Genomic DNA, 18,468 nt, shown 5'->3' with positions numbered 1-18,468 from the left:
AAGAACGATGGTGCGAACACAAGTTTGCTACCAGCTCCTGTAGAGCCATCTATGAGGCTTACAGATTCTGTAAGAGCGAAATTTGAGCTTAGAGAATCTGTAAGAGCAAAAATAGGGATTAGAGAGAGGTGGGAAGAGGAAAATTTTTTGGGGGAAGTGATGATAAAAACCGCACAGCCGGCCCATGTCCTAGGAACTACATCTCATCCGAGAAATTTTTAAAAAGCAGAAATTTCCCACCTTTGGTATGATTCAACAAGAAAGACAGAATAATATCATAAATATATTAGGAGGTCATTCTTATGCCATGTAAAACCAAAGCGTCCCCGGAGGAAATGTTAGACCAGATTGCTTCATATCTCTATCAGGGTGTTACGATTACCCAGGCAGCTGAAAATCTTCATATGAGCCGCATAACATTCAGAAAATGGGTTCTCCGGTATAAAGAGGAGGGCTTTAAGGGATTGCGGCCCAGGCAGCATTTGTCTTACTACTCCAATCAGATGAAGATCCAGGCCGTAAAGGAATATCTTAAAGGCGGCGTTTCCATGCTTTCCGTCTGTGCCAAATACAGAATTTCCGGCACTCTCTCCCTTAAAACATGGATTGAGGCGTATAATGAGCATAAGTTGACAGACCTCGTTTCTGAAGGAGGAGATCTTATGGGCAAACGCCAGCAATCGGTCAAGGAAGAGCGAGTCAGAATCGTTCAGGAGTGCATCGCCAGTGGATGCGATTACAACAAGATAGCCAAGAAGTACAACATGTCCTACCAAACACTCTACACATGGGTAAAAAAGTTCAAGGAGATGGGAGAAGTTGGTCTTGAGGATTACAGAGGAAAGCCAATCAGGCTCCAAACGCCCCGGACCGAAGAAGAACGGCTGCGTCAGGAGAATGCCAGACTTCTTGAAGAGAAGAAGGATCTTATAGCAGAGATTGCCCTGCTAAAAAAAAAGATGGAGATAGAGGAAAGGTTGCGTTCCTCGAAGGATTCAGCCTTACTCACCTTCTCAGAGATTTTAAAGCCATAAAAGAAGTCCATGAAGAAACCAACATCTCCATAGAAAGTCTCTGCCGACTCTCAAAGGTCTCCAGGGCAGCTTATTACGGCTGGCTGAATCATATTAAGAGCGGCCGTGAACTGCTGAGAGAAAAGGTCGCACAGGAGGTCGTGAAAATCCATCAGGAATATCCGGATATGGGATACCGCCGGATGAACGATTGGATCAAGAAGTATAGCGAGAGCCACCTTATGGTAAGTGACAGTCTGGTTCTTCGTGTCAGGCGGATACTTAATATTAAGTCCGTGATCAAATACAAGACTGATGGCTGCACTCGTAACGCAAAGGATCCAAAGTACATTTTTGAAAACCTGCTGAACCGTGATTTCGATGCAGGCGTATCCAATGCAAGATGGATGACGGATGTCACCGAATTCAAATACACAACGGCTGATGGAGTTTTGCATAAGTTATATTTAAGCGCCATTATTGATGGCCATGACCGTCGGATTGTCTCTTATGTCATCGGCGACAGAAACAATACTGCACTGGCTTTTGAGACAATGGAAAAGGCACTTAAAGAGAATCCAGGAGCACATCCAATGATTCATACTGACCGTGGATTCCAGTATACAAGCAACGGATTCCATAAGATCGTTGAAAAAGCAGGACTGGTTCACAGCATGTCCCGCGTAGGCTGCTGTGCAGACAACGGTCTGATGGAAGGGTTCTGGGGAATGCTGAAGCGCGAACGTTACTACACACGTAAATTCACCAGCCGCAAAGCAGTGGTAAGCATGATCAACGGCTACATCTACTTCTACAACAACAAACGCATTCAGCGCAAATTACATCTTTTAGCCCCAATGGAAGTATTCAACGCAGCTCCAATGGCTGCATGATTAAGATTAAGTTACGATTAGATTTTTTATGATATTTATTTGTCTGTATTAACAAATCCGCACCACCTTCTCCTGCCGGAGCAAGGTCAACACCCTTAAACCAGCCTTCGGCTGAAGAAAAACCGCACAACCTCGCGTTGCTTGGGAATCTACTCTCTTTCCCGCACTAAAAAACAGCTGCTTTTTCCACAGCTGTTTCTTATTTCATGTGTTCTTCTGATTTTCATCAGTTATTCTTTTTAGAACCAGATGTCTCCATCGAAGTATTGGTTTCCGATGGGGAGTTTGTCGGTGTATTGCCAGAGGCGGACGCCTGGGAAGCCTGGTTCATTTCCCCAGCGGGCGCACCAGAGGGGTGTGCCGAGGGGCAGGTCTCTTGTTTCGATGAGGTCTTCGAGCCAGGAGAGGGATGCGTAGACGCCGGCGGGGTAGCCGAGGTCTTCCATCTGTTCTACGTAGGCAGCGCACATGTCGGTCAACAGGAATGGATCGAGGGCATCATGTTTGGTTTTCCATTCGTCTGCGTCTTCCATGTCGAACCAGCAGCCCATGGCGAGGCGTTCGGGCGGAAGGCCGCAGTCCTCTAAGATGTCTACGGTGAAGCGGGCTTCGTCTTTGGCGTCCTCGGGGCAGAGGGCGTAGCTGTAATAGTAGGTGCCGACTAAGAGGCCGGCGTCGAGGGCGCCGTTCACGTGTTTGTAGAAGAGTTCGTCCAGGTGCCTGTGGCCATAGCCCAGGCGGATGATGGCGAATTCCATCCCTGCTCCTCTCACATCCTTCCAGTCGACTCCGTCGTTGAAGCAAGATACGTCAATTCCTTTTCTCATGATTCTTTCTTCCTGAATAATTCCAATAATCCTGCCATGGATTTCACGCCTGCCTCGGAGAGGTTCTCCGTCACGGACAGGGCTTCGGCCGATGACAAATAGCTGACTGCGATGGCCGAGAGGCCCGAGGGGCTTCCGGCTGATGACAGAAGATAATCCCCGAGGCCCGCAGCAATCACGCAAATGTTGTAAAGAAAGAGCTTCGAAAGCCCGGCTTCCTTCATCACCTTACTGGATATCAAACCCTTACGCCGCGCCTCCGGAATCGAGAGAAGCGAGAGCAGCAGGGGAGGAATCTCCCCCGACTTTTCCTTCAGCATCCCCGCGCTGATCGCCAGCCACCTCGAAAGGCAGTCCATAGCCACCAGGAGCGAAAACGCCAGGAACATCAGCGCATGCTGCTCCAAAGACAATAAGCAGACCCCGGCCGCCGCTTTCAAAGGAAACAAATCCATCAGCCGCCGCGCCGCTTCTTCAATATCACGCCACATCATCCCACCTCCTTTCCTTTTCCTTATATATAGATATGGCCTTCAATAAGAAAATCGGAAAAAGAGGAGAAAAAGTCCGGGGAGGGTTTAAAACCTTGTGCGATGATGCTTCGCCTTTTAGAAACAACTACACCTCTTTCGTCGCCTAACGGCGCCACTTCCCCCGTGGGGGCAGCTCTGCGATGAAGAAATAAAAGAGCTCAGTTCTTATTTGTCTTAAACTTATATACCTGCGGCTGTTGGTAATTAACCCTATCCTTTTACTTATTACTGCACCTTTAGAAACCATAAAACCAGCCTCCGGCTGTCGGTAATTAACCCTATCCACCGCGAAGCGGTCCCCCTTCCCCGTCTGGGAAGGCGAGGTTAGCGGCTCTCGGGAAAGGAGAAACAGTGTTTTTCATCACGACTGGTAGCTGCAAAGCTTCGGTGAAATTGATAGTATTGCTAAAAGTAGAACAAATGTTTATAATTGCTAAAGAGGTCATCAAGACCCGAGGCGGCAGATGCGGCCGCCTGACGGCGCGGGGAAGGCTGCCATTCCCTGCTGGCTCCTGTTTCCCGGAGCCTTGCCGGATTTTCGGAACGAAGTGAGTCTAATACAGGAGTAGCAAGTGGAACCATCAAGGATCATTGCGCTTGTCCCCTGCGTCACCGGCCCTGCTTCCTCGTGCCTGGTGATTTATGAGGACTGGTGGGAGAGTATGTCGTACTGCACGGTAGAAAAATATATGCAGACGATGGCGTCATTCATGGGGAATGACAATCAGGCATGCAGGAAGCTTTTCAAAGGAAAGAGAGGGACGGGTCTTCTTTTTAACGACGGATCTATATTTGTACAGGTCAAACTTTCGGACAAAGCGCCATCACTGGGATACGTGCGCCTGTCCGCCATCCGGAGCCTTTACACCGATGGCGAGGGAAAATGCATCATAGGCCTTTCGGGAGGCCGAGAGCTTCTGACCCACTGGTCCCTCCCCACCGTAGAACGCCACATCCGCCTGGTGAGAGACGTCCTCTCCCCGAAAGCAGGAAGAAAAGAACTCGAGTGGAAAGCCCCGGAGAAGAATCCCATAAGGATACCGGCCGCCATTGAGTGAGGGAACGGAAAAGACAAGACTCAGTACATCGCAGTTAATAATATCGGTTCGCAACGATGCGTAAGGTTTTGACCTGCCCCAGCGGGGAAGAATGCCTTTGACCTTGCTCCGTCAGGAGAAGGGGGACCACTTGCGGTAGATGAGTTGCATTTCTCCGCGGTTTTACCGCGGTTTTCCGGTGTCGTCAGCGTAGTCTGACAACAAAAAAAGGACTCTCGACGGGTGACCTTGCTCCGACAGGAGAAGGGGGACCGCTTGCGGTGGATGAGATGTAGTTCCACGCGGTTTTACCGCGGTTTTCCGGTGTCGTCAGCGTAGCCTGACAACGAAAAAAGGACCCTCGATGGGTCCTTTTTTCGTAACTACTATTATTCCCCCAGTATCGGTTTCTTTTCTGCGATGCCGATTTTTCTTGGGTATGTCTTGGGGCATGGGGCTGTTTTCCTGATGTAGAGGATACAGCGTTTTTCTCCTGTAGGAAGTTCGAGGTTTTTGACTTCTTCTACTTCTGCGTTGAGTTCGCGGAGGATTTTGCCGGATTCCTTGAGTTCATCTAAGGCGCCCGGGCCTTTCATGGCTGCGAAGACGCCGCCGACCTTGACGAATGGGAGGGCCCATTCGGAGATAACGGGGAGCATTTTCACGGCTCTGGCTGTGACGATGTCGAAGGATTCTCTGGTTTTTCTTCTTCTTCCGCCTTCTTCGGCGCGGATGTGAAGGCACTTGACGTTTTTGATGCCTAGTTTCTGGCATGCGTTTTCGACGAAGGTGAGTTTTTTCTGGATGGAATCTGCCAGGACTGCCTGGATGTCAGGCCGGAGAATGGCAAGGGGTACGCCGGGGAAGCCGGCGCCTGTGCCAAGATCCAGGAGTTTTGCGTTTTCTGGAAAATACTTTTCTTCGTAGACGGTCAGTGAATCGTAGACGTTCTTGATCAGACTCTCCTCAGGGTCCTTGATGCCCGTCAAATTGATCTTTCCGCTCATTTCCATGACGAGGTCATTGTAGGCGAAGAGTTTCTGCGCGGCGTCCTCTCGCCCCGCAAGTACGGACAGCTGCATCATTTCTGCGATTGTCATATGTTTCCCCCCTTCAAACCGGAGCCTTGCGGCTCATTTCCCTTATAATTATTTTTCGGCTTTTCTTCTCTTAATATAAACCATCAGGACGGACATGTCAGCTGGTGATACGCCGGAGATGCGGGAGGCCTGTCCGAGTGAGAGCGGACGGACTTCGTCGAGTTTCTGGCGTGCTTCGATGGAGATGCCATCCATGTGGAGATAGTCGATGTCAGCGGGCATTTTCTCGCTTTCCATCTTGGCTGCTTTCCTGACGGCTGCTTCCTGGCGTGCGATGTAGCCTTCGTATTTGACGGTGATTTCCATTTCCTCTATGGCTTCAGGGTCAAATTCGAGGCATCCCAGGATTTCAATCATTTTTCTGTATGTCATTTCCGGGCGTTTCAGGATCTGGTCGGCGCCGATGCCTGTGGTGAGCGGGGCTGTGCCTGCTTTTTCGAGGGCTTCATTGATTTCCGGCTTCGGTGTGAAGCGCGCGGTGCGGATGTATTCCATGGCATCCTCGAAGTTTTTCTTTCTTCTGAGGAAATGTTCGTATCTTGCGTCGTCGACGAGGCCGATCTGTCTGCCTTTTTCGGTGAGGCGCAGGTCTGCATTGTCCTGACGGAGGATGAGGCGGTATTCGCTGCGGCTTGTCATCATGCGGTACGGTTCGTTGGTGCCTTTGGTGACGAGGTCGTCAATGAGTGCGCCTGTGTAGGCTTCGTGGCGGCCGAGAATGAAGGGATCTTTCCCCTGGATCTTGAGGGCTGCGTTGATGCCTGCCATGAGGCCCTGTGCCGCGGCTTCTTCGTATCCGCTTGTGCCGTTGGCCTGGCCGGCGGAGTAGAGGCCCGGGAGTTTCTTGAGTTCGAGGGTCGGATAGAGCTGGAGCGGGTCCAGGAGGTCATACTCGATGGCGTAGGCCGGACGCATGACTTTGACGTCTTCGAGGCCCGGGATGGTGCGCAGGAAGGCGTACTGGACGTCGATCGGCATGGATGTGGACATGCCCTGGACGTACATTTCGTTCGTATCAAGGCCTTCCGGCTCGATGAAGAGCTGGTGGCGTTTCTTGTCGGCAAAGCGTACTACTTTGTCTTCGATGGACGGGCAGTAGCGGGCGCCGACGCCATGGATGAGGCCTGCGTACTTGGGTGCGCGCATGAGGTTGTCGCAAATGATCTGGTGGGTCTCTTCATTTGTATAGGTGAGCCAGCAGTTTCTCTGGTTCCTGTCTTCTCTTTCGTTCATGAAGGAGAAGGCATGGTTCTGCGGGTCGCCTTCTTCGAGCTGCATGTGGTCGAGGTGAAGGCTTCTGATGTCGACGCGGCTCGGTGTGCCTGTCTTGAAGCGGAGGATCTTGATGCCTCTCTTCTTGAGGTTTTCGGAGAGTCCGACGGAGGGTCTCATGCCGTTCGGGCCGCCGGAGTACATGGTCTCGCCGATGATGATTTCGCTGTCGAGGTAGGTGCCTGTGCAGAGGATGACTGCCTTGGCGCGGTATTCTTCATGGAGTTCGGTCGTAATGCCGACGCATTTGCCGTCTTCGACGATGATGTCCATGACCTGGATCTGTTTGAGGTCAAGATTATCTGTGTTTTCAACGACTTTCTTCATATAGCGGTGGTATTCGCTCTTGTCGGACTGGGCGCGCAGGGCATAGACAGCCGGGCCTTTTCCAAGGTTGAGCATGCGCATCTGGATGGCGGTAGCATCGGCAGCGATGCCCATTTCTCCTCCCAGTGCGTCGATTTCCTTGACAAGATGGCTCTTGCCCGGTCCGCCGATGGCAGGGTTGCAGGGCATCATGGCCACGTTCTCGAGTGAAATCGTGGTAAGGAGCGTCTTCATGCCCATCCGGGCAGCAGCAAGCGCCGCCTCGCATCCGGCATGGCCGGCGCCGACCACGATCACGTCATACGTATCTATCAGATACATGGGTATCCTTCTTTCTGATTCAAAAAAAGCAAAGCAGAGTGTTTCGTAAGAAGAAATTCTGCTCTATTCACAATACCATATTATATAAGAAAAATAGCTCTATTTCAAAGTATAGGGCAGAAAAATAAAAAGAGGATGAAAGGGACATCCTCTGGATGGAAGATTGAAAGGGATGGGAAAAGATTGGAAGGATTGGAAAACCATACAACCAAGGCTGACGCCTTGAGGAACTGCTGTATCCGACGCCTCCGGCGCCACCTTCTCCTTCGGAGCAAGGTTAACACCCTTAAACCTCGCTTCGCTCGAAAAAAACGCAATGAACACCTCTCGGTTGGCATGTTTTCCGCTTGCGTCAGCAAAGTTTGCTTGTTTCCCCCTTCGCGCTCCGCCGCGGTTTTGAAGGTGTAATAAGAAAGAGCTTTTAGATATTAAATCGTACCATGGATTTTTTCTGCGCTGCGGCAGCAGTGCAGGACTCTGGAATGACGAGGGCAGCGAGTTCTGTTTTTCCGTTCGTACCTTGGCGCTTTGGTTTTTGTTCTTTTATTTCCCTACGCAGAAGCGTTCGAAGATGCCGTTGATGAGTTCGTCGTCTACGGTGTCGCCTGTGATGGCGCCCATCTGGGTCCAGGCTTCGGTGAGGTCGACTACGATGCAGTCGGCGGGCATGCCGTTTCTGACGGATTCTAAGGCTCTTTCTACGCTTGCCAGGGATTTCTTGACGAGGTCTACGTGGCGCAGGTTGGTAAGGAAGAGTTCTCTTCCTGCGTCTGCGTCCTGGTGACCGGTGATTTTTCTGAGTTCTTCTTTGAGGTCGTCCATGCCGCTTCCGTATTGGGCGGAGAGGCGGATGCAGGGGATGTTTCCGGAAAGTTCTCTGACGTCTTCGATTTCTGTTTCCTGCGGAAGGTCGTATTTGTTGAGGATGACGATGGCGTTTCTTCCTTTGAGTGAGGAAAGGAGGTTCCTGTCATCCGGGGTGAGCGGCTGGGATCCGTCGATGACGGCGAGGATGAGGTCGGCTTTTTCCATGGAGGCTCTGGCTCTTTCTATGCCGATCTGTTCGACGCGGTTGTCTGTCTCGCGAAGGCCGGCTGTATCCATGAGGACTAAGGGGACGCCGCCGATTTTGATGGATTCTTCGATGGTGTCTCTTGTGGTGCCGGGGATGTCGGTGACGATGGCGCGGTCTTCCTGGAGAAGGGCGTTCAGAAGGCTGGATTTCCCTGCGTTCGGGCGTCCTACGATGGCTGTCCTAAGGCCGTCTTTGATAATGCGTCCTTCTTCGGATCTCTGGAGGAGATCAGCGAGGGATTTCTGGATGGTGACGAGGCCTTCTTCCATCTGTTCGTTGGTGAGGTCTTCGAGGTCTTCTTCCGGGTAGTCGATGGTGACTTCGAGTTTCGTGATGAGGTCGGTGAGTTCGTCGCGGCAGGTGTGGACGAAGCTGGAGAGTTTCCCGGAGAGGTGGCTTTCTGCCTGGGAAAGCGCAGCGGCACCTTTGGCTTCGATGACGTCCATGACGGCTTCGGCCTGTGTGAGGTCGAGGCGGCCGTTCAGGAAGGCGCGTTTCGTGAATTCGCCTCTGGCTGCCGGGACGGCGCCGTTTTCAAGGACGAGCGCGAGTGTCTGACGGAGGGCTTCCATGGATCCGTGGATCTGGATTTCGACGACGTCTTCTCCTGTGTAGGAGTGCGGCGCTTTCATGAATACGGCAAGGCCTTCGTCGACGATGGTTTTGTCTCCTCTGACGACGTGGCCGAAGCGCATGAGGTATGGCGTGGATTCGGCGAATTTCCCGCCCCTGGCCTGAAATATTTTATCGGCGATGCAGCAGGCGTCGATGCCGCTGATGCGGATGATGCCGATGCCGCCTTCGCCCGGGCTTGTCGCAATCGCTGCGATGGTTGTTTCTTCGTACATGTAAAACTCCTGTCTTTACGCGGATTTTCCGTACAATGTGTCTGTAATATTGAAAAAATTATATATTATCTTATTGTAACAGATACAGTGGAAATTTCCATAGGTGTTTTATGGAATTGATGGTAATTCTCATGTTTATTTTCAAATCTTTCTATATTTGTTATAATAATAATGTGCACTCAAGTTTGTAAAGATTTTTTCAAGACTTATTTTTATAACAATCGTACTCTATCGCTTTTTTGGATAAGGAGACTTTCATGGATAAACCATTCACGATTCTGCCCGACGCGCCTGCCATGCCGGGTGCGAAAGCCTCGCCTTTCTATGTGCAGAAGGAGAAGAAGGGCGAGCAGAAATCATACAGAACGATCACTCACTGGCACGACGAGCTGGAATGTCTGACGATCCTGGACGGGACGCTGGATTTCCAGCTGAACGAATCCGTTATTTCCCTGCAGAAGGGTTCGACGCTGATTGTCCTTCCGGGAGCGATCCACAGGAACCTGACGAAGCCGGAGGATACAGTCTTCATGCGCATCCTGGCCAATCCTGCGCTTTTGACGGCAAATGAGGAAATCCGGGAGAAGCTGGTCCGCCCGCTCCTCCAGAATGCGAGCCGGGAGTATTTCTACATCCCTGCGGGCTCGGATGATGCACCCAAGGTGCAGCGCCTTTTGAGGGAACTGCAGGCTTCCAAGGACAGCAAGGAGCCGGCAGCGCCTTTCCGCACGGTGGCTCTCATCCACATGCTTCTTTACTACCTCTACCGTTCATTCCCTCCGATGCTGAATGCGCTCCCGCAGCCTTCCTTCTCGGACCGTGCTGTCCAGAAGGACATGGTCCATTTCATTTACGAGCATTACCAGGAAAAGATCACGCTGGCGGACATTTCCGCGGCCGGCAAGGTGTCCCGCAGCAAGTGCTGCTCGCTTTTCAAGATTTACATGGGAAGCTCGCCGATCGACTTCGTGAACGACTACCGTCTCGAGGTCAGCCGCTCGCTTCTGCAGTACACGGACACCTCCGTGGCAGACATCGCCTTCAACTGCGGCTTCACGAGTCAGAGCTATTTCACCAAGCTCTTCAGCCGGACGTTCCACATGACTCCTACGGAATTTAGGAATAGTACAAAGAAAATCTCTATATAAGACTATTTTTAGCAATATCGTCGCGAAATCCCTTTTTTCCTTCGGGTTTCGCGATTTTTTATTGAAAATTTATTTGCGAATAATTTGCTATATCGAAAAGTGATGATATAATATAAATAGATATAGATAAACACGAATGTGTTACCCCTACTATAACTCCATCTTTCAGGGAAAGGATCTGTTGCGTACGTATAGGAAGTGACAAATCCTTTTCTTATACGGAAATGTTCCTTTCTCTCCAAAGAGAAGCTAAATCGGAGGTTAACCTATGAATCCACTCTTATTCTTCTTTCAATCTGCGTCGGCGGGCGGAGTGCTCCTCTTCCTGGCCGCAATCCTGGGCCTTGTGATGGCGAATACCGGTCTTGCTCCTTACTACGAGCATTTCCTTCATGCTGAGCTGGGTCCTCTTCCTGTGCACTTATGGATCAATGATGTGCTGATGGCCATCTTCTTCCTGCAGGTGGGACTGGAAGTGAAACGGGAAATGATCCATGGCGAGCTGAACACGAATGCCAAGCGCTTCCTGCCGGGCATCGGGGCCTTCTTCGGGCTCATCTGTCCGGCCATCGTCTACACGATCGTGAATTTCTCTTATCCTGAGTATCTCTCCGGCTGGGCCATCCCGACGGCGACCGACATCGCGTTTGCGATAGGCATCGTCTCCGTCCTGGGCTCCCGGGTTCCCATATCCATGAAAGTCTTTCTGACGACTCTGGCCGTCATGGATGATCTCATGGCCATCGTCATCATTGCTCTCTTCTACACGCAGGAACTTGCGTGGATGTACCTTCTTGGCGCAGCGGCGGTCACGGCTCTCCTTTTCTACATCAACAGAATCGGTTACATCCGTCCGATCCCCTACCTCATGCTTGGCATCGTCCTCTGGTACTGCGTCTTCCGCTCGGGACTTCATGCGACACTGGCAGGCGTCATCCTCGCCTCCGCCATTCCCTTCCGCGGCATGCGGGAAGGGCGCACAGTCTCCCCGGTACAGGAATGGGAGCATGCCCTCACGAACTGGGTCACTTTCCTCATCGTGCCCCTCTTCGGATTTGCGAATACCGGTGTTTATCTCGGTCATTTCCAGATCTCGGATCTGTTCCAGCCCGTGGTCCTTGGCATCGCCATCGGACTATTCCTGGGCAAGCAGGTCGGAGTCTTCGGGACAATGTATATCCTAGTCAAAACAAAACTGGTTCCCATGCCGGCAGCTGCGACCTGGACACATGTCTACGGCATAGCACTCTGCTGCGGCATCGGCTTCACGATGAGTCTTTTCGTCGACCTTCTCGCATTTCCTCCAGGCGACGCCCGCGAACTTGCGAAAGTCGGCATATTCCTCGGATCACTTCTATCCGGCATCGCCGGGTACCTGGTTCTCCGCTTCGCGGCCACGCCTCACCCACAAAATTTGGAGGCAAGTCCGATAACCAACGTGAATTAAGCCGGCCATTCCCCTGCATAGAACCGGATGCGGCACCCGCCGGGGGGAAAGGGAACCATCATGGTAGAAGCTACCTTCACCAAGAGCATGCGCGCGCTGCTTTCGCGCACCAAGGGATCCACACTCCTTTCTTACGAATGTGCGAAAGACGAGCGATTTTCCCGTACCTACGGAAACTGCCGGATCCATCTCAATGACGGAATCATAGAAGTCGCCAATGAACCGAAACAGCTCCCCTTCTTCGGAGCCATGGAAAGCATGACCTGCTTCACCTGCCACCCGTTCAGAAACGAGGGGCAGCTGAAGAGAGACGAATTCTACCTCCCCTACAGCACATTCCCCGTAGGCGGCAAGATCAATTCAGTAGAAATCGTCACCGACTACGTCAACGTCAACCACGGAGCCTACCAAGTCTCCTTCGACATGGCCCTCCTCTTCCACATGGACAAGAAGACCCTCATGCTCGCCCGGGACACCTGGTTCTCCCAGCTCCTCACCGTCACCGACGAACGCTCCATCAACACCATCTTCCCGATCGAAGAAGTCATCAACTCCTGGTCCAACTATGGAGAATATGCGGTGGATGTGAAGAGAATGACGACGAAATTGTAATGGTATGAATATGAATAGAAGAATAGGAATCAAAAAATGACCCGTCGAGGGTCTTTTTTTGATGGTGAGCTCTGCTCACAAAACCGGAAAACCGGACTTCGTCCGTGGAACCTTTTATAAAAACCAATGAATACTGCACCCCTTTCCCGGCAACAGTTGAAGTCCGGTACTCCTTCCCCGCTGGGGTAGGTCAAAACCTTCCGCAACGGCGAGAACGGCTATTATCAATAGTGATTTAAATACGTTCACCGTAAATGATAATCGTATGATGCTCGTTCGATACTATCCATCAGAATCGAGAAAACCTGCCTCGGAGAGGAAGGGGGCCCGGCTAATCTTTTAGCTGTTGCCGGGGGAAAGAGTGTAGTATCCCTTAATTTCTTTCATATAAAAAGGTTCTGCGAGTGGAACGAGGTTGGCTTGTTTTCCTCGAACGAAGTTCGGTTGTTGGTGTTCCCATTCGCACCTTGGGGCGGTTGTAAAGGTGTAATAAGAAAGAGCCTTCTTTCCCATCTTTTCTAAACAGAAGGCGTACCTTGGCATTTTAGCAGCAATGGTGGGAGCGAGAGAAATGATGATAAAACCATACAGCCGGCCCATGGCCTAGGAAATGCAACTCATCTGCCCCGTACACAAACTTTCGAGTCATTCTTGCTCCTACCATCATTGCCAACTGGTATACGGCGCACCTTCTCTTCCAGAGCAAGGTTAAGACCGGCCTACGGCCCTTCCCCTGGGAAGGCGAGTGTTAGCGGCGTCAGCGCAGTCTGACAACGAAAGGGGCTGTGACAAAATGGTTAATCATTTTGTTGCAGCCTCTTTTTTGCGTCTTTATTTCATCATTTTTAGCTCTGCTGTAAGCCTTTTACGTAAAAATGCGCGTAAGCCCCCTTACCCCCATAAGACTTTTAATTATATTGTCTTAGGCGGCAATCCTTATACGCATTATTTTTGTGATGTATTTCCTTAAATTATAGCCAAGTGCTACCAGGTATAACTCGGCTTTTACAGAATCTATCCCTTTTCTGACGATTCTTTTGTACCATCTGTCATGTTTCATGATTCCAAAAGTTCCTTCAGCCTGGATTGACCGGTTCATTCTTAGCAGGGCTCCATGGATGCTTTCCAGATTATCCTGAACCTCCTGGTACATGTTATTCCGTTCTCTGCTCAATGAGATTCTTTTGTTCTTCGGGGTCTTTTTACATTGCTCTGCCAGCGGGCATCCTTGGCAGTCTTCGCATTCAAATACTTCCTCCTGCCTGCCGTATAAGTTCCCTCTGACCAGATGTCTATAGATAAATTTGAAAGCCCTGTCATTTGGACAACGGATGGTTCCATTCTCATCAACTCTAAAGTTTATTGGCCGAAACGGATTGGTATGGTATTTCTTGTCTTTCGTTTCTTTCTTGTACATGGGGAATTTCATATACTTTTCCATACCGTGCTGCTCGCAATAGATGTAATTGTTGAAAGATCCATATCCTGCATCTGCCACAGGATACTTAGGATAAGCCCCATAGACTTCGTGGAATTCCTCCATCAGCGGTACGAAGCAATCCATATCTGAACGATACTGGTTAACATCAATTACGGCAATAAATTCATCGGCAACACCTATTTGGACATTGTATGCAGGCAGAAGCTGATCATTTCCCATGTAGTCCGACTTGATTCGCATGAATGTTGCATCCGTATCGGTCTTCGAATAACTGTTTCTGGAAGTACCGCATATCTGTATCTTCTCAACATATTCTTCAAGTTTTGATGTATATGCCTTAAGCTGCTCATACTTGCGTTGATGATCGGACTTGCGATGCCCGCTTCCATGAACAAAGGCCGTCTCATCAATCTGCCAGATTTCTTTTAATTTATCCAATACCAGACGCAGATAGTCCGGAGCGTATTCTGTATTGATGTTTACACTCATATGGTCATACTTAAGATCATCATTGAGTAACTCAAAAAGGCTGGTAATCTTGGCAAAAAGCTTGTAGCGGGATTTTTCAGCGGATTTCTTCCATACCCAGCTGTATTTATTTGCGTTCGCTTCAAACTTGGAACCGTCAATATATATATGCTGCAAATCCACGTTGAGTTTGCCGCAGAGTTCTTTCGTAATTGAATAAAAGATATCCTTGAGAGAATACTTAAGAAAGCCCTTCACGAAATGACAGAATGTCCGATAGGATGGGGCTTCATAATTCATCAGGTACATATATCTGATATTAACCCTGCAATTATCTTCAAGTTTTCTAAAAGAGCAATATCCTTCTTCTGCGAAACCATAGATGATCGTTTTCAGCATGTTGACGGGATTATACCTGGGTCTGCCAGCGCCACGCGTCGGTATGTAACGAAGGTACTTTTTAAGATCGATTTCCTCCATAAATCTGTCATACATTAAAACAGGATCATCGACATTGAGAATCTCAGAGGGAAACATTGGCAAAATGCCTTGTTCTGCGGTAAAATGATTGCTAGTGTTGTTATTTTTCATTGTAAAAAATTATAACACGAAAGGCTCTGCCCCGGACCAAATGATCCGGGGCAGAGCCCTTTTTGTTGGGATGAATTTTGTCACATCCCCTTTCGTACCATTTATTTTTTCTATCCTCAAATCCTCACGAGAAAGTGTCCTGTGAGCATTTTTAATGCGAGCTTGACTGTCTTTTGGAATCTTTTTTCTGCTTCTTCGTAGACGTCGTGCGGGGCGACTGTCTCGCTGTCGGTTCTTTTGGCGACTACGCCGCAGACGGAGCCTGCGTGAAGGCCCATGACGTCGCAGAGTGTGAAGAGGGTGGCGTTTTCCATTTCGAAGTTGGTGCAGCCGAGGTGCTGGTATTCTTCGAGGCTTCCCTGGTAGGCGCGGCGGACGTAGCCGGCGTAGCTGTCGTAGCGTTCCTGGCCGGGCCAGAAGCTGTCGGTGGAGACGGATATGCCTGTTTTGAAGGGGATCTTCAGGGTCCCTGCGGCCTCTTCTAAGGCAAGTGTGACACGCATGTCGGCAGCGGCGGGGTATTCGATGGGGGCGTAGGCTTTGGAGGCGCCATCCATTCTGACTGCTGCTTTGTTGATGACGATGTCGCCGAGGTTCAGGTCTTCCTGCATGGAGCCTGTGGTGCCTACGCGGATGAATGTTTTGACGCCGAGGCGGGCGAGTTCTTCTACGGCGAAGGTAACGCAGGGGCCGCCCATGCCGGTGGACATGACGAGGATAGGCTGTCCATTCACTTCGGCGGTCCAGGTGGTGAAGTCTCTGTGGCTGGCGACAAAGGCGGCGTTCGGATCAAGGGCTTTGGCAAGGCCTTCGACGCGTCCCGGGTCGCCGGGAACGAGGGCGTATTTGGCGCCTTTTATCATTTCTTTGGTCAGGCCGGTGTGGTACATGACTTCGCCATCTTTGGCATAATTCGGCATAATGATTCCTTCTTTCATGGAAACAAATTGTCTTTTGAGATGAAAAAGGGGATGCAGTAACGAGTGATCGTCGTACATCCTCTTTAATTGGAACGAAAGTGTAAAGCGTACAAGCAAGATGGAGGGAGTGAAAATGAACCCCTTTCGTCGCCTCCGGCGCCACTTTCCCCTAACGGGGACAGCCAAGAAATGAGAAAACCATACAGCCGCCTTACAGGCTGGGAACTACATCTCATCCGACGCCTTCGGCGCCACCTTCTCCTGACGGAGCAAAATTAACACCCTTAAACCTCGCGTTGCTCGATAAAAACCTTGCAACCAAGGCTAACGCCTTGAGGAAATGCAACTCATCCGTCGGCTCCGCCGCCACCTTCTCCTTCCGGAGCAAGGTTAAGACCGGCCTACGGCCCAGGAAATGCTGCATCCCCGTCTCCGGTGACCTCTTCTCTGTTACTCAAATGTTTTGACGTCGGCGAAGAGGCCGGCTTCTTTGTTCATTTTTTTGCTCTTTTTGTCTTTCTTTGCTTTCTTTTTGTCTTTTTTCTTGTCTTTCTTTGCTTTCTTTTCTTTTTTCTTTTCTTCGAGTTCTTCGCTGGTGGCGTAGGCGCGGAAGGCTGGCATCATGTCTTCTTCGTTCAGGTTCCAGTCTGCTTCGATGTTGTCTTCGTCTTCGCCAGGTGTTCCGAGTTCGTGGGTTTTGTATTCGAGGTTGATGTCGTCGGCGGGTTCGGAGATGTCCTGGGCTACCGGGATGGAGTCGTCTTCTGCGTCTTCTTCTGTTTCTTCAGGAGTGCCTTCGAGAGAGACTTCTTCCGGTTCTTCGGTTTCCTCTTCGTCTTCTTCGTCATCAGCTTCTTCTTTTGGTTCTTCTTCGGTGTATTCGGATTCTTCTGCTTCTTTGATGACTTCTTCGTCTTTTTCTTCTTCAGCAGCAGCTTCTTTTTCTTCCGGAGTTTCTTCTTTGACTTCTTCTGTGTGGACGCCGCCGGTGAGCTGGGCCAGGATATCTTCCATTTCTCCTGCGAGGCGGACGACGGTTTTCAGTCTTTCGTCTTCAGCGGGGCGGGAGTCGGGATCTGGATCGAGCATGTATGTCTGCAGGAATCCTTTTGTTTCAGAAAGTTCACTGCGGAGGTTTTCTATGTTCTCCAGCATGGTTTTTTCATCAATTTTTTTTGCCATTTTCTTTCTGCTCCTTCTCGGAAGGAGTTCCTTCCGTTACCAATACCTTATCCACTCTGCGGTTGTCGCAGTCCATGACTTCGAATGTGAATCGGTCATAGGTTGCTTTTTCCGTTTCTTTCGGAATGTAGCCGAGCAGGTAGGTGATAAAGCCCCCCAAAGTCTTGTAGTAGTCTTCCGCTTCGCCTGGCAGCTCTTCCTCGATGTGGAAATATTCCCTGAATTCATCGATGGAGCAGAGCCCTTCCACCAGCCAGGAGTTTTCGGAGCGGCGGATAAATTTGTTTTTCTCGTCAATGATGTCCTGCTTGTCGCCCGGCATGTCGCCCACGATTTCTTCGAGGACGTCATGGAGTGTGATGAGGCCGGATAATGTCCCGTACTCGTCGATGACGACGGCTTCGTGGACGCCCTTCGTGCGGAAGAAGCGGAGAAGTTTCGTCAGGATGAGTGTCTCCGGAATGAAGAGCGGCTGGCGTACTTTTTCGATGAGCGATGCCTTCAGCGGTTTGTCCGGGTAAAGGTGCTGGTCCATAAGGACTTCGGAAAGGTCGGCCAGGCCTTTGAAATCATCGAGGGATCCGCTCCCGACAGGAAGCCTGAAATGGGTGGTCTCCATCATGTCTTTCCAGATTTTTTCCTCGGTGTCTTCCAGGTCGAGCCATGTCAGCTGCGGACGCGCGGTCATGCAGTCAGCGGCGGTGCGGTCGTTGAGTTCAAAGACATTGTCGATGATTTCCGGTTCTTCCTTGTCGAAGGTGCCGAGTTCTGCCCCCTGTTGGAGGAGGACGCGGATTTCTTCTTCGGAGACCGGTTGCTCACCGCCCATTTTCACGCCGATTAGATTGACGACGACTTTCGTCGACCACGTGGAGAAAAGCACGAGCGGACGGCAGACGGTCGCAAGAAGGATCATCGGCCTTGCAATGGCGCAGGCTGCTTTCTCCGGAATGGCGATCGCGACCCATTTCGGGACGAGCTCGCCGATAATCAATGAAAAGTACGTCACAAGCACCATGACGGTGACCATGCTGACGCCCTGCGCATACGGGGCAAGGAACGGGATTTTCTCCAGCTCGCGCCCCAAAGGACCCGCCAGCGACGCGCCCGAAAACATACCAGTGATGATGCTGATGGTCGTGATGCCCACCTGGATCGTGGAGAAGAGTTCTTCCTTCTTCTCCGCCAGACGCAGCGCGTAGACAGCGTTCTTGCTGCCCGCGTCAATCATTTCCTGCAGCTTCGTCTTCCTGGCGCCTACGATGGCAATCTCCGCCAGAGAACAAGCCCCATTGGCCAGTACCAGCAAAATGATGATCAATAATTCGCCCCATATGTGGCCGTCATCCATACTTGTGATTTCCTCCTATAAAGAAAAATAAATTATTTTTTCTTTATTATATCATAATTTTT

Annotated in this window: 17 protein-coding genes; 7 read left to right on the top strand and 10 right to left on the bottom strand. The window is 50.6% G+C overall.

Annotated features, from left to right (window positions below):
* Positions 1–51 precede the first annotated feature (51 nt).
* The 3 genes from Dia5BBH33_RS11130 (at position 52) to Dia5BBH33_RS10720 (ending at position 1,906) form a co-directional block, all read left to right on the top strand.
* On the top strand, positions 52–222 hold the full coding sequence (locus Dia5BBH33_RS11130) for a hypothetical protein (RefSeq protein WP_157952058.1): 171 nt from the start codon (positions 52–54) through the stop codon (positions 220–222).
* A 113-nt stretch (positions 223–335) separates the two neighbouring features.
* The gene (locus Dia5BBH33_RS10725; protein WP_162297576.1) at positions 336–1,034 is read left to right on the top strand and encodes a helix-turn-helix domain-containing protein; all 699 of its coding nucleotides are present in this window, start codon (positions 336–338) and stop codon (positions 1,032–1,034) included.
* The gene (locus Dia5BBH33_RS10720; RefSeq protein ID WP_108850042.1) at positions 1,031–1,906 is read left to right on the top strand and encodes an IS3 family transposase; all 876 of its coding nucleotides are present in this window, start codon (positions 1,031–1,033) and stop codon (positions 1,904–1,906) included. The genes Dia5BBH33_RS10725 and Dia5BBH33_RS10720 overlap by 4 nt, the downstream gene beginning before the upstream one ends.
* Before the next feature lie 239 nt (positions 1,907–2,145).
* Here the strand turns inward: Dia5BBH33_RS10720 and Dia5BBH33_RS10715 are convergent, their stop codons facing one another.
* Positions 2,146–2,733 carry a GH25 family lysozyme gene (locus Dia5BBH33_RS10715; RefSeq protein WP_144269347.1) on the bottom strand — a complete coding sequence of 196 codons (588 nt, stop codon included), beginning with the start codon at positions 2,731–2,733 and terminating at the stop codon, positions 2,146–2,148.
* Entirely contained in the window at positions 2,730–3,227 is a 498-nt protein-coding gene (locus Dia5BBH33_RS10710; protein WP_022382675.1) for a phage holin family protein, read from the bottom strand. The genes Dia5BBH33_RS10715 and Dia5BBH33_RS10710 overlap by 4 nt, the downstream gene beginning before the upstream one ends.
* A gap of 611 nt (positions 3,228–3,838) precedes the next feature.
* On the opposite strand from Dia5BBH33_RS10710, the gene Dia5BBH33_RS10705 reads away from it, so the two are divergent.
* Positions 3,839–4,324: a hypothetical protein gene (locus Dia5BBH33_RS10705; protein ID WP_144269346.1), complete on the top strand. Its 486-nt coding sequence runs from the start codon at positions 3,839–3,841 to the stop codon at positions 4,322–4,324.
* A 368-nt stretch (positions 4,325–4,692) separates the two neighbouring features.
* Here Dia5BBH33_RS10705 and rsmG read toward each other — a convergent pair whose 3' ends face one another.
* The 3 genes from rsmG to mnmE all read right to left on the bottom strand — a co-directional run bounded on the left by rsmG (position 4,693) and on the right by mnmE (position 9,246).
* Entirely contained in the window at positions 4,693–5,403 is a 711-nt protein-coding gene (gene rsmG / locus Dia5BBH33_RS10700; RefSeq protein WP_144269345.1) for a 16S rRNA (guanine(527)-N(7))-methyltransferase RsmG, read from the bottom strand.
* A gap of 48 nt (positions 5,404–5,451) precedes the next feature.
* Positions 5,452–7,323: a tRNA uridine-5-carboxymethylaminomethyl(34) synthesis enzyme MnmG gene (gene mnmG / locus Dia5BBH33_RS10695; protein ID WP_144269344.1), complete on the bottom strand. Its 1,872-nt coding sequence runs from the start codon at positions 7,321–7,323 to the stop codon at positions 5,452–5,454.
* 543 nt (positions 7,324–7,866) lie between these two features.
* Positions 7,867–9,246 (bottom strand): tRNA uridine-5-carboxymethylaminomethyl(34) synthesis GTPase MnmE, encoded by a 1,380-nt coding sequence (gene mnmE, locus Dia5BBH33_RS10690; RefSeq protein ID WP_108850267.1) that lies wholly within the window; start codon positions 9,244–9,246, stop codon positions 7,867–7,869.
* A gap of 257 nt (positions 9,247–9,503) precedes the next feature.
* On the opposite strand from mnmE, the gene Dia5BBH33_RS10685 reads away from it, so the two are divergent.
* From Dia5BBH33_RS10685 to Dia5BBH33_RS10675, 3 genes are all read left to right on the top strand, one after another.
* The gene (locus tag Dia5BBH33_RS10685; RefSeq protein WP_144269343.1) at positions 9,504–10,394 is read left to right on the top strand and encodes an AraC family transcriptional regulator; all 891 of its coding nucleotides are present in this window, start codon (positions 9,504–9,506) and stop codon (positions 10,392–10,394) included.
* A 268-nt stretch (positions 10,395–10,662) separates the two neighbouring features.
* Entirely contained in the window at positions 10,663–11,841 is a 1,179-nt protein-coding gene (gene nhaA / locus Dia5BBH33_RS10680) for a Na+/H+ antiporter NhaA (protein ID WP_022382545.1), read from the top strand.
* Positions 11,842–11,901: 60 nt separating this feature from the next.
* A complete protein-coding gene (locus Dia5BBH33_RS10675; RefSeq protein WP_144269342.1) occupies positions 11,902–12,453 on the top strand; it encodes a hypothetical protein in 552 nt (183 codons plus the stop codon).
* 339 nt (positions 12,454–12,792) lie between these two features.
* On the opposite strand, the gene Dia5BBH33_RS10670 is transcribed toward Dia5BBH33_RS10675, so the two are convergent.
* From Dia5BBH33_RS10670 to Dia5BBH33_RS10650, 5 genes are all read right to left on the bottom strand, one after another.
* Entirely contained in the window at positions 12,793–13,053 is a 261-nt protein-coding gene (locus Dia5BBH33_RS10670) for a hypothetical protein (protein ID WP_108850270.1), read from the bottom strand.
* A gap of 322 nt (positions 13,054–13,375) precedes the next feature.
* The gene (locus Dia5BBH33_RS10665; protein ID WP_143332102.1) at positions 13,376–14,953 is read right to left on the bottom strand and encodes an IS1182 family transposase; all 1,578 of its coding nucleotides are present in this window, start codon (positions 14,951–14,953) and stop codon (positions 13,376–13,378) included.
* 116 nt (positions 14,954–15,069) lie between these two features.
* Positions 15,070–15,873: a uridine phosphorylase gene (udp, locus tag Dia5BBH33_RS10660; RefSeq protein ID WP_144269341.1), complete on the bottom strand. Its 804-nt coding sequence runs from the start codon at positions 15,871–15,873 to the stop codon at positions 15,070–15,072.
* Between the two features lie 450 nt (positions 15,874–16,323).
* Positions 16,324–17,055: a hypothetical protein gene (locus Dia5BBH33_RS10655; protein ID WP_144269340.1), complete on the bottom strand. Its 732-nt coding sequence runs from the start codon at positions 17,053–17,055 to the stop codon at positions 16,324–16,326.
* Complete coding sequence (locus Dia5BBH33_RS10650; RefSeq protein WP_108850272.1) at positions 17,039–18,406, bottom strand: hemolysin family protein; 1,368 nt, start codon at positions 18,404–18,406, stop codon at positions 17,039–17,041. Before Dia5BBH33_RS10650 ends, Dia5BBH33_RS10655 begins: the two co-directional genes overlap by 17 nt.
* Positions 18,407–18,468: the final 62 nt, after the last annotated feature.

It is taken from the genome of Dialister hominis, from assembly GCF_007164725.1.
GTDB lineage: Bacteria > Bacillota > Negativicutes > Veillonellales > Dialisteraceae > Dialister > Dialister hominis.
Note: the sequence above shows the minus strand (reverse complement) of the source record. Positions and strands in the feature narration are given on the sequence as shown.

Coding starts and splice junctions, on each gene's coding strand:
- Dia5BBH33_RS11130 (WP_157952058.1), top strand. CDS start 52: ATGAGGCTTACAGATTCTGTAAGAGCGAAATTTGAGCTTAGAGAATCT.
- Dia5BBH33_RS10725 (WP_162297576.1), top strand. CDS start 336: ATGTTAGACCAGATTGCTTCATATCTCTATCAGGGTGTTACGATTACC.
- Dia5BBH33_RS10715 (WP_144269347.1), bottom strand. CDS start 2,733: ATGAGAAAAGGAATTGACGTATCTTGCTTCAACGACGGAGTCGACTGG.
- Dia5BBH33_RS10710 (WP_022382675.1), bottom strand. CDS start 3,227: ATGATGTGGCGTGATATTGAAGAAGCGGCGCGGCGGCTGATGGATTTG.
- rsmG (WP_144269345.1), bottom strand. CDS start 5,403: ATGACAATCGCAGAAATGATGCAGCTGTCCGTACTTGCGGGGCGAGAG.
- mnmG (WP_144269344.1), bottom strand. CDS start 7,323: ATGTATCTGATAGATACGTATGACGTGATCGTGGTCGGCGCCGGCCAT.
- mnmE (WP_108850267.1), bottom strand. CDS start 9,246: ATGTACGAAGAAACAACCATCGCAGCGATTGCGACAAGCCCGGGCGAA.
- Dia5BBH33_RS10685 (WP_144269343.1), top strand. CDS start 9,504: ATGGATAAACCATTCACGATTCTGCCCGACGCGCCTGCCATGCCGGGT.
- nhaA (WP_022382545.1), top strand. CDS start 10,663: ATGAATCCACTCTTATTCTTCTTTCAATCTGCGTCGGCGGGCGGAGTG.
- Dia5BBH33_RS10675 (WP_144269342.1), top strand. CDS start 11,902: ATGGTAGAAGCTACCTTCACCAAGAGCATGCGCGCGCTGCTTTCGCGC.
- Dia5BBH33_RS10670 (WP_108850270.1), bottom strand. CDS start 13,053: ATGGGCCGGCTGTATGGTTTTATCATCATTTCTCTCGCTCCCACCATT.
- Dia5BBH33_RS10665 (WP_143332102.1), bottom strand. CDS start 14,953: ATGAAAAATAACAACACTAGCAATCATTTTACCGCAGAACAAGGCATT.
- udp (WP_144269341.1), bottom strand. CDS start 15,873: ATGCCGAATTATGCCAAAGATGGCGAAGTCATGTACCACACCGGCCTG.
- Dia5BBH33_RS10655 (WP_144269340.1), bottom strand. CDS start 17,055: ATGGCAAAAAAAATTGATGAAAAAACCATGCTGGAGAACATAGAAAAC.
- Dia5BBH33_RS10650 (WP_108850272.1), bottom strand. CDS start 18,406: ATGGATGACGGCCACATATGGGGCGAATTATTGATCATCATTTTGCTG.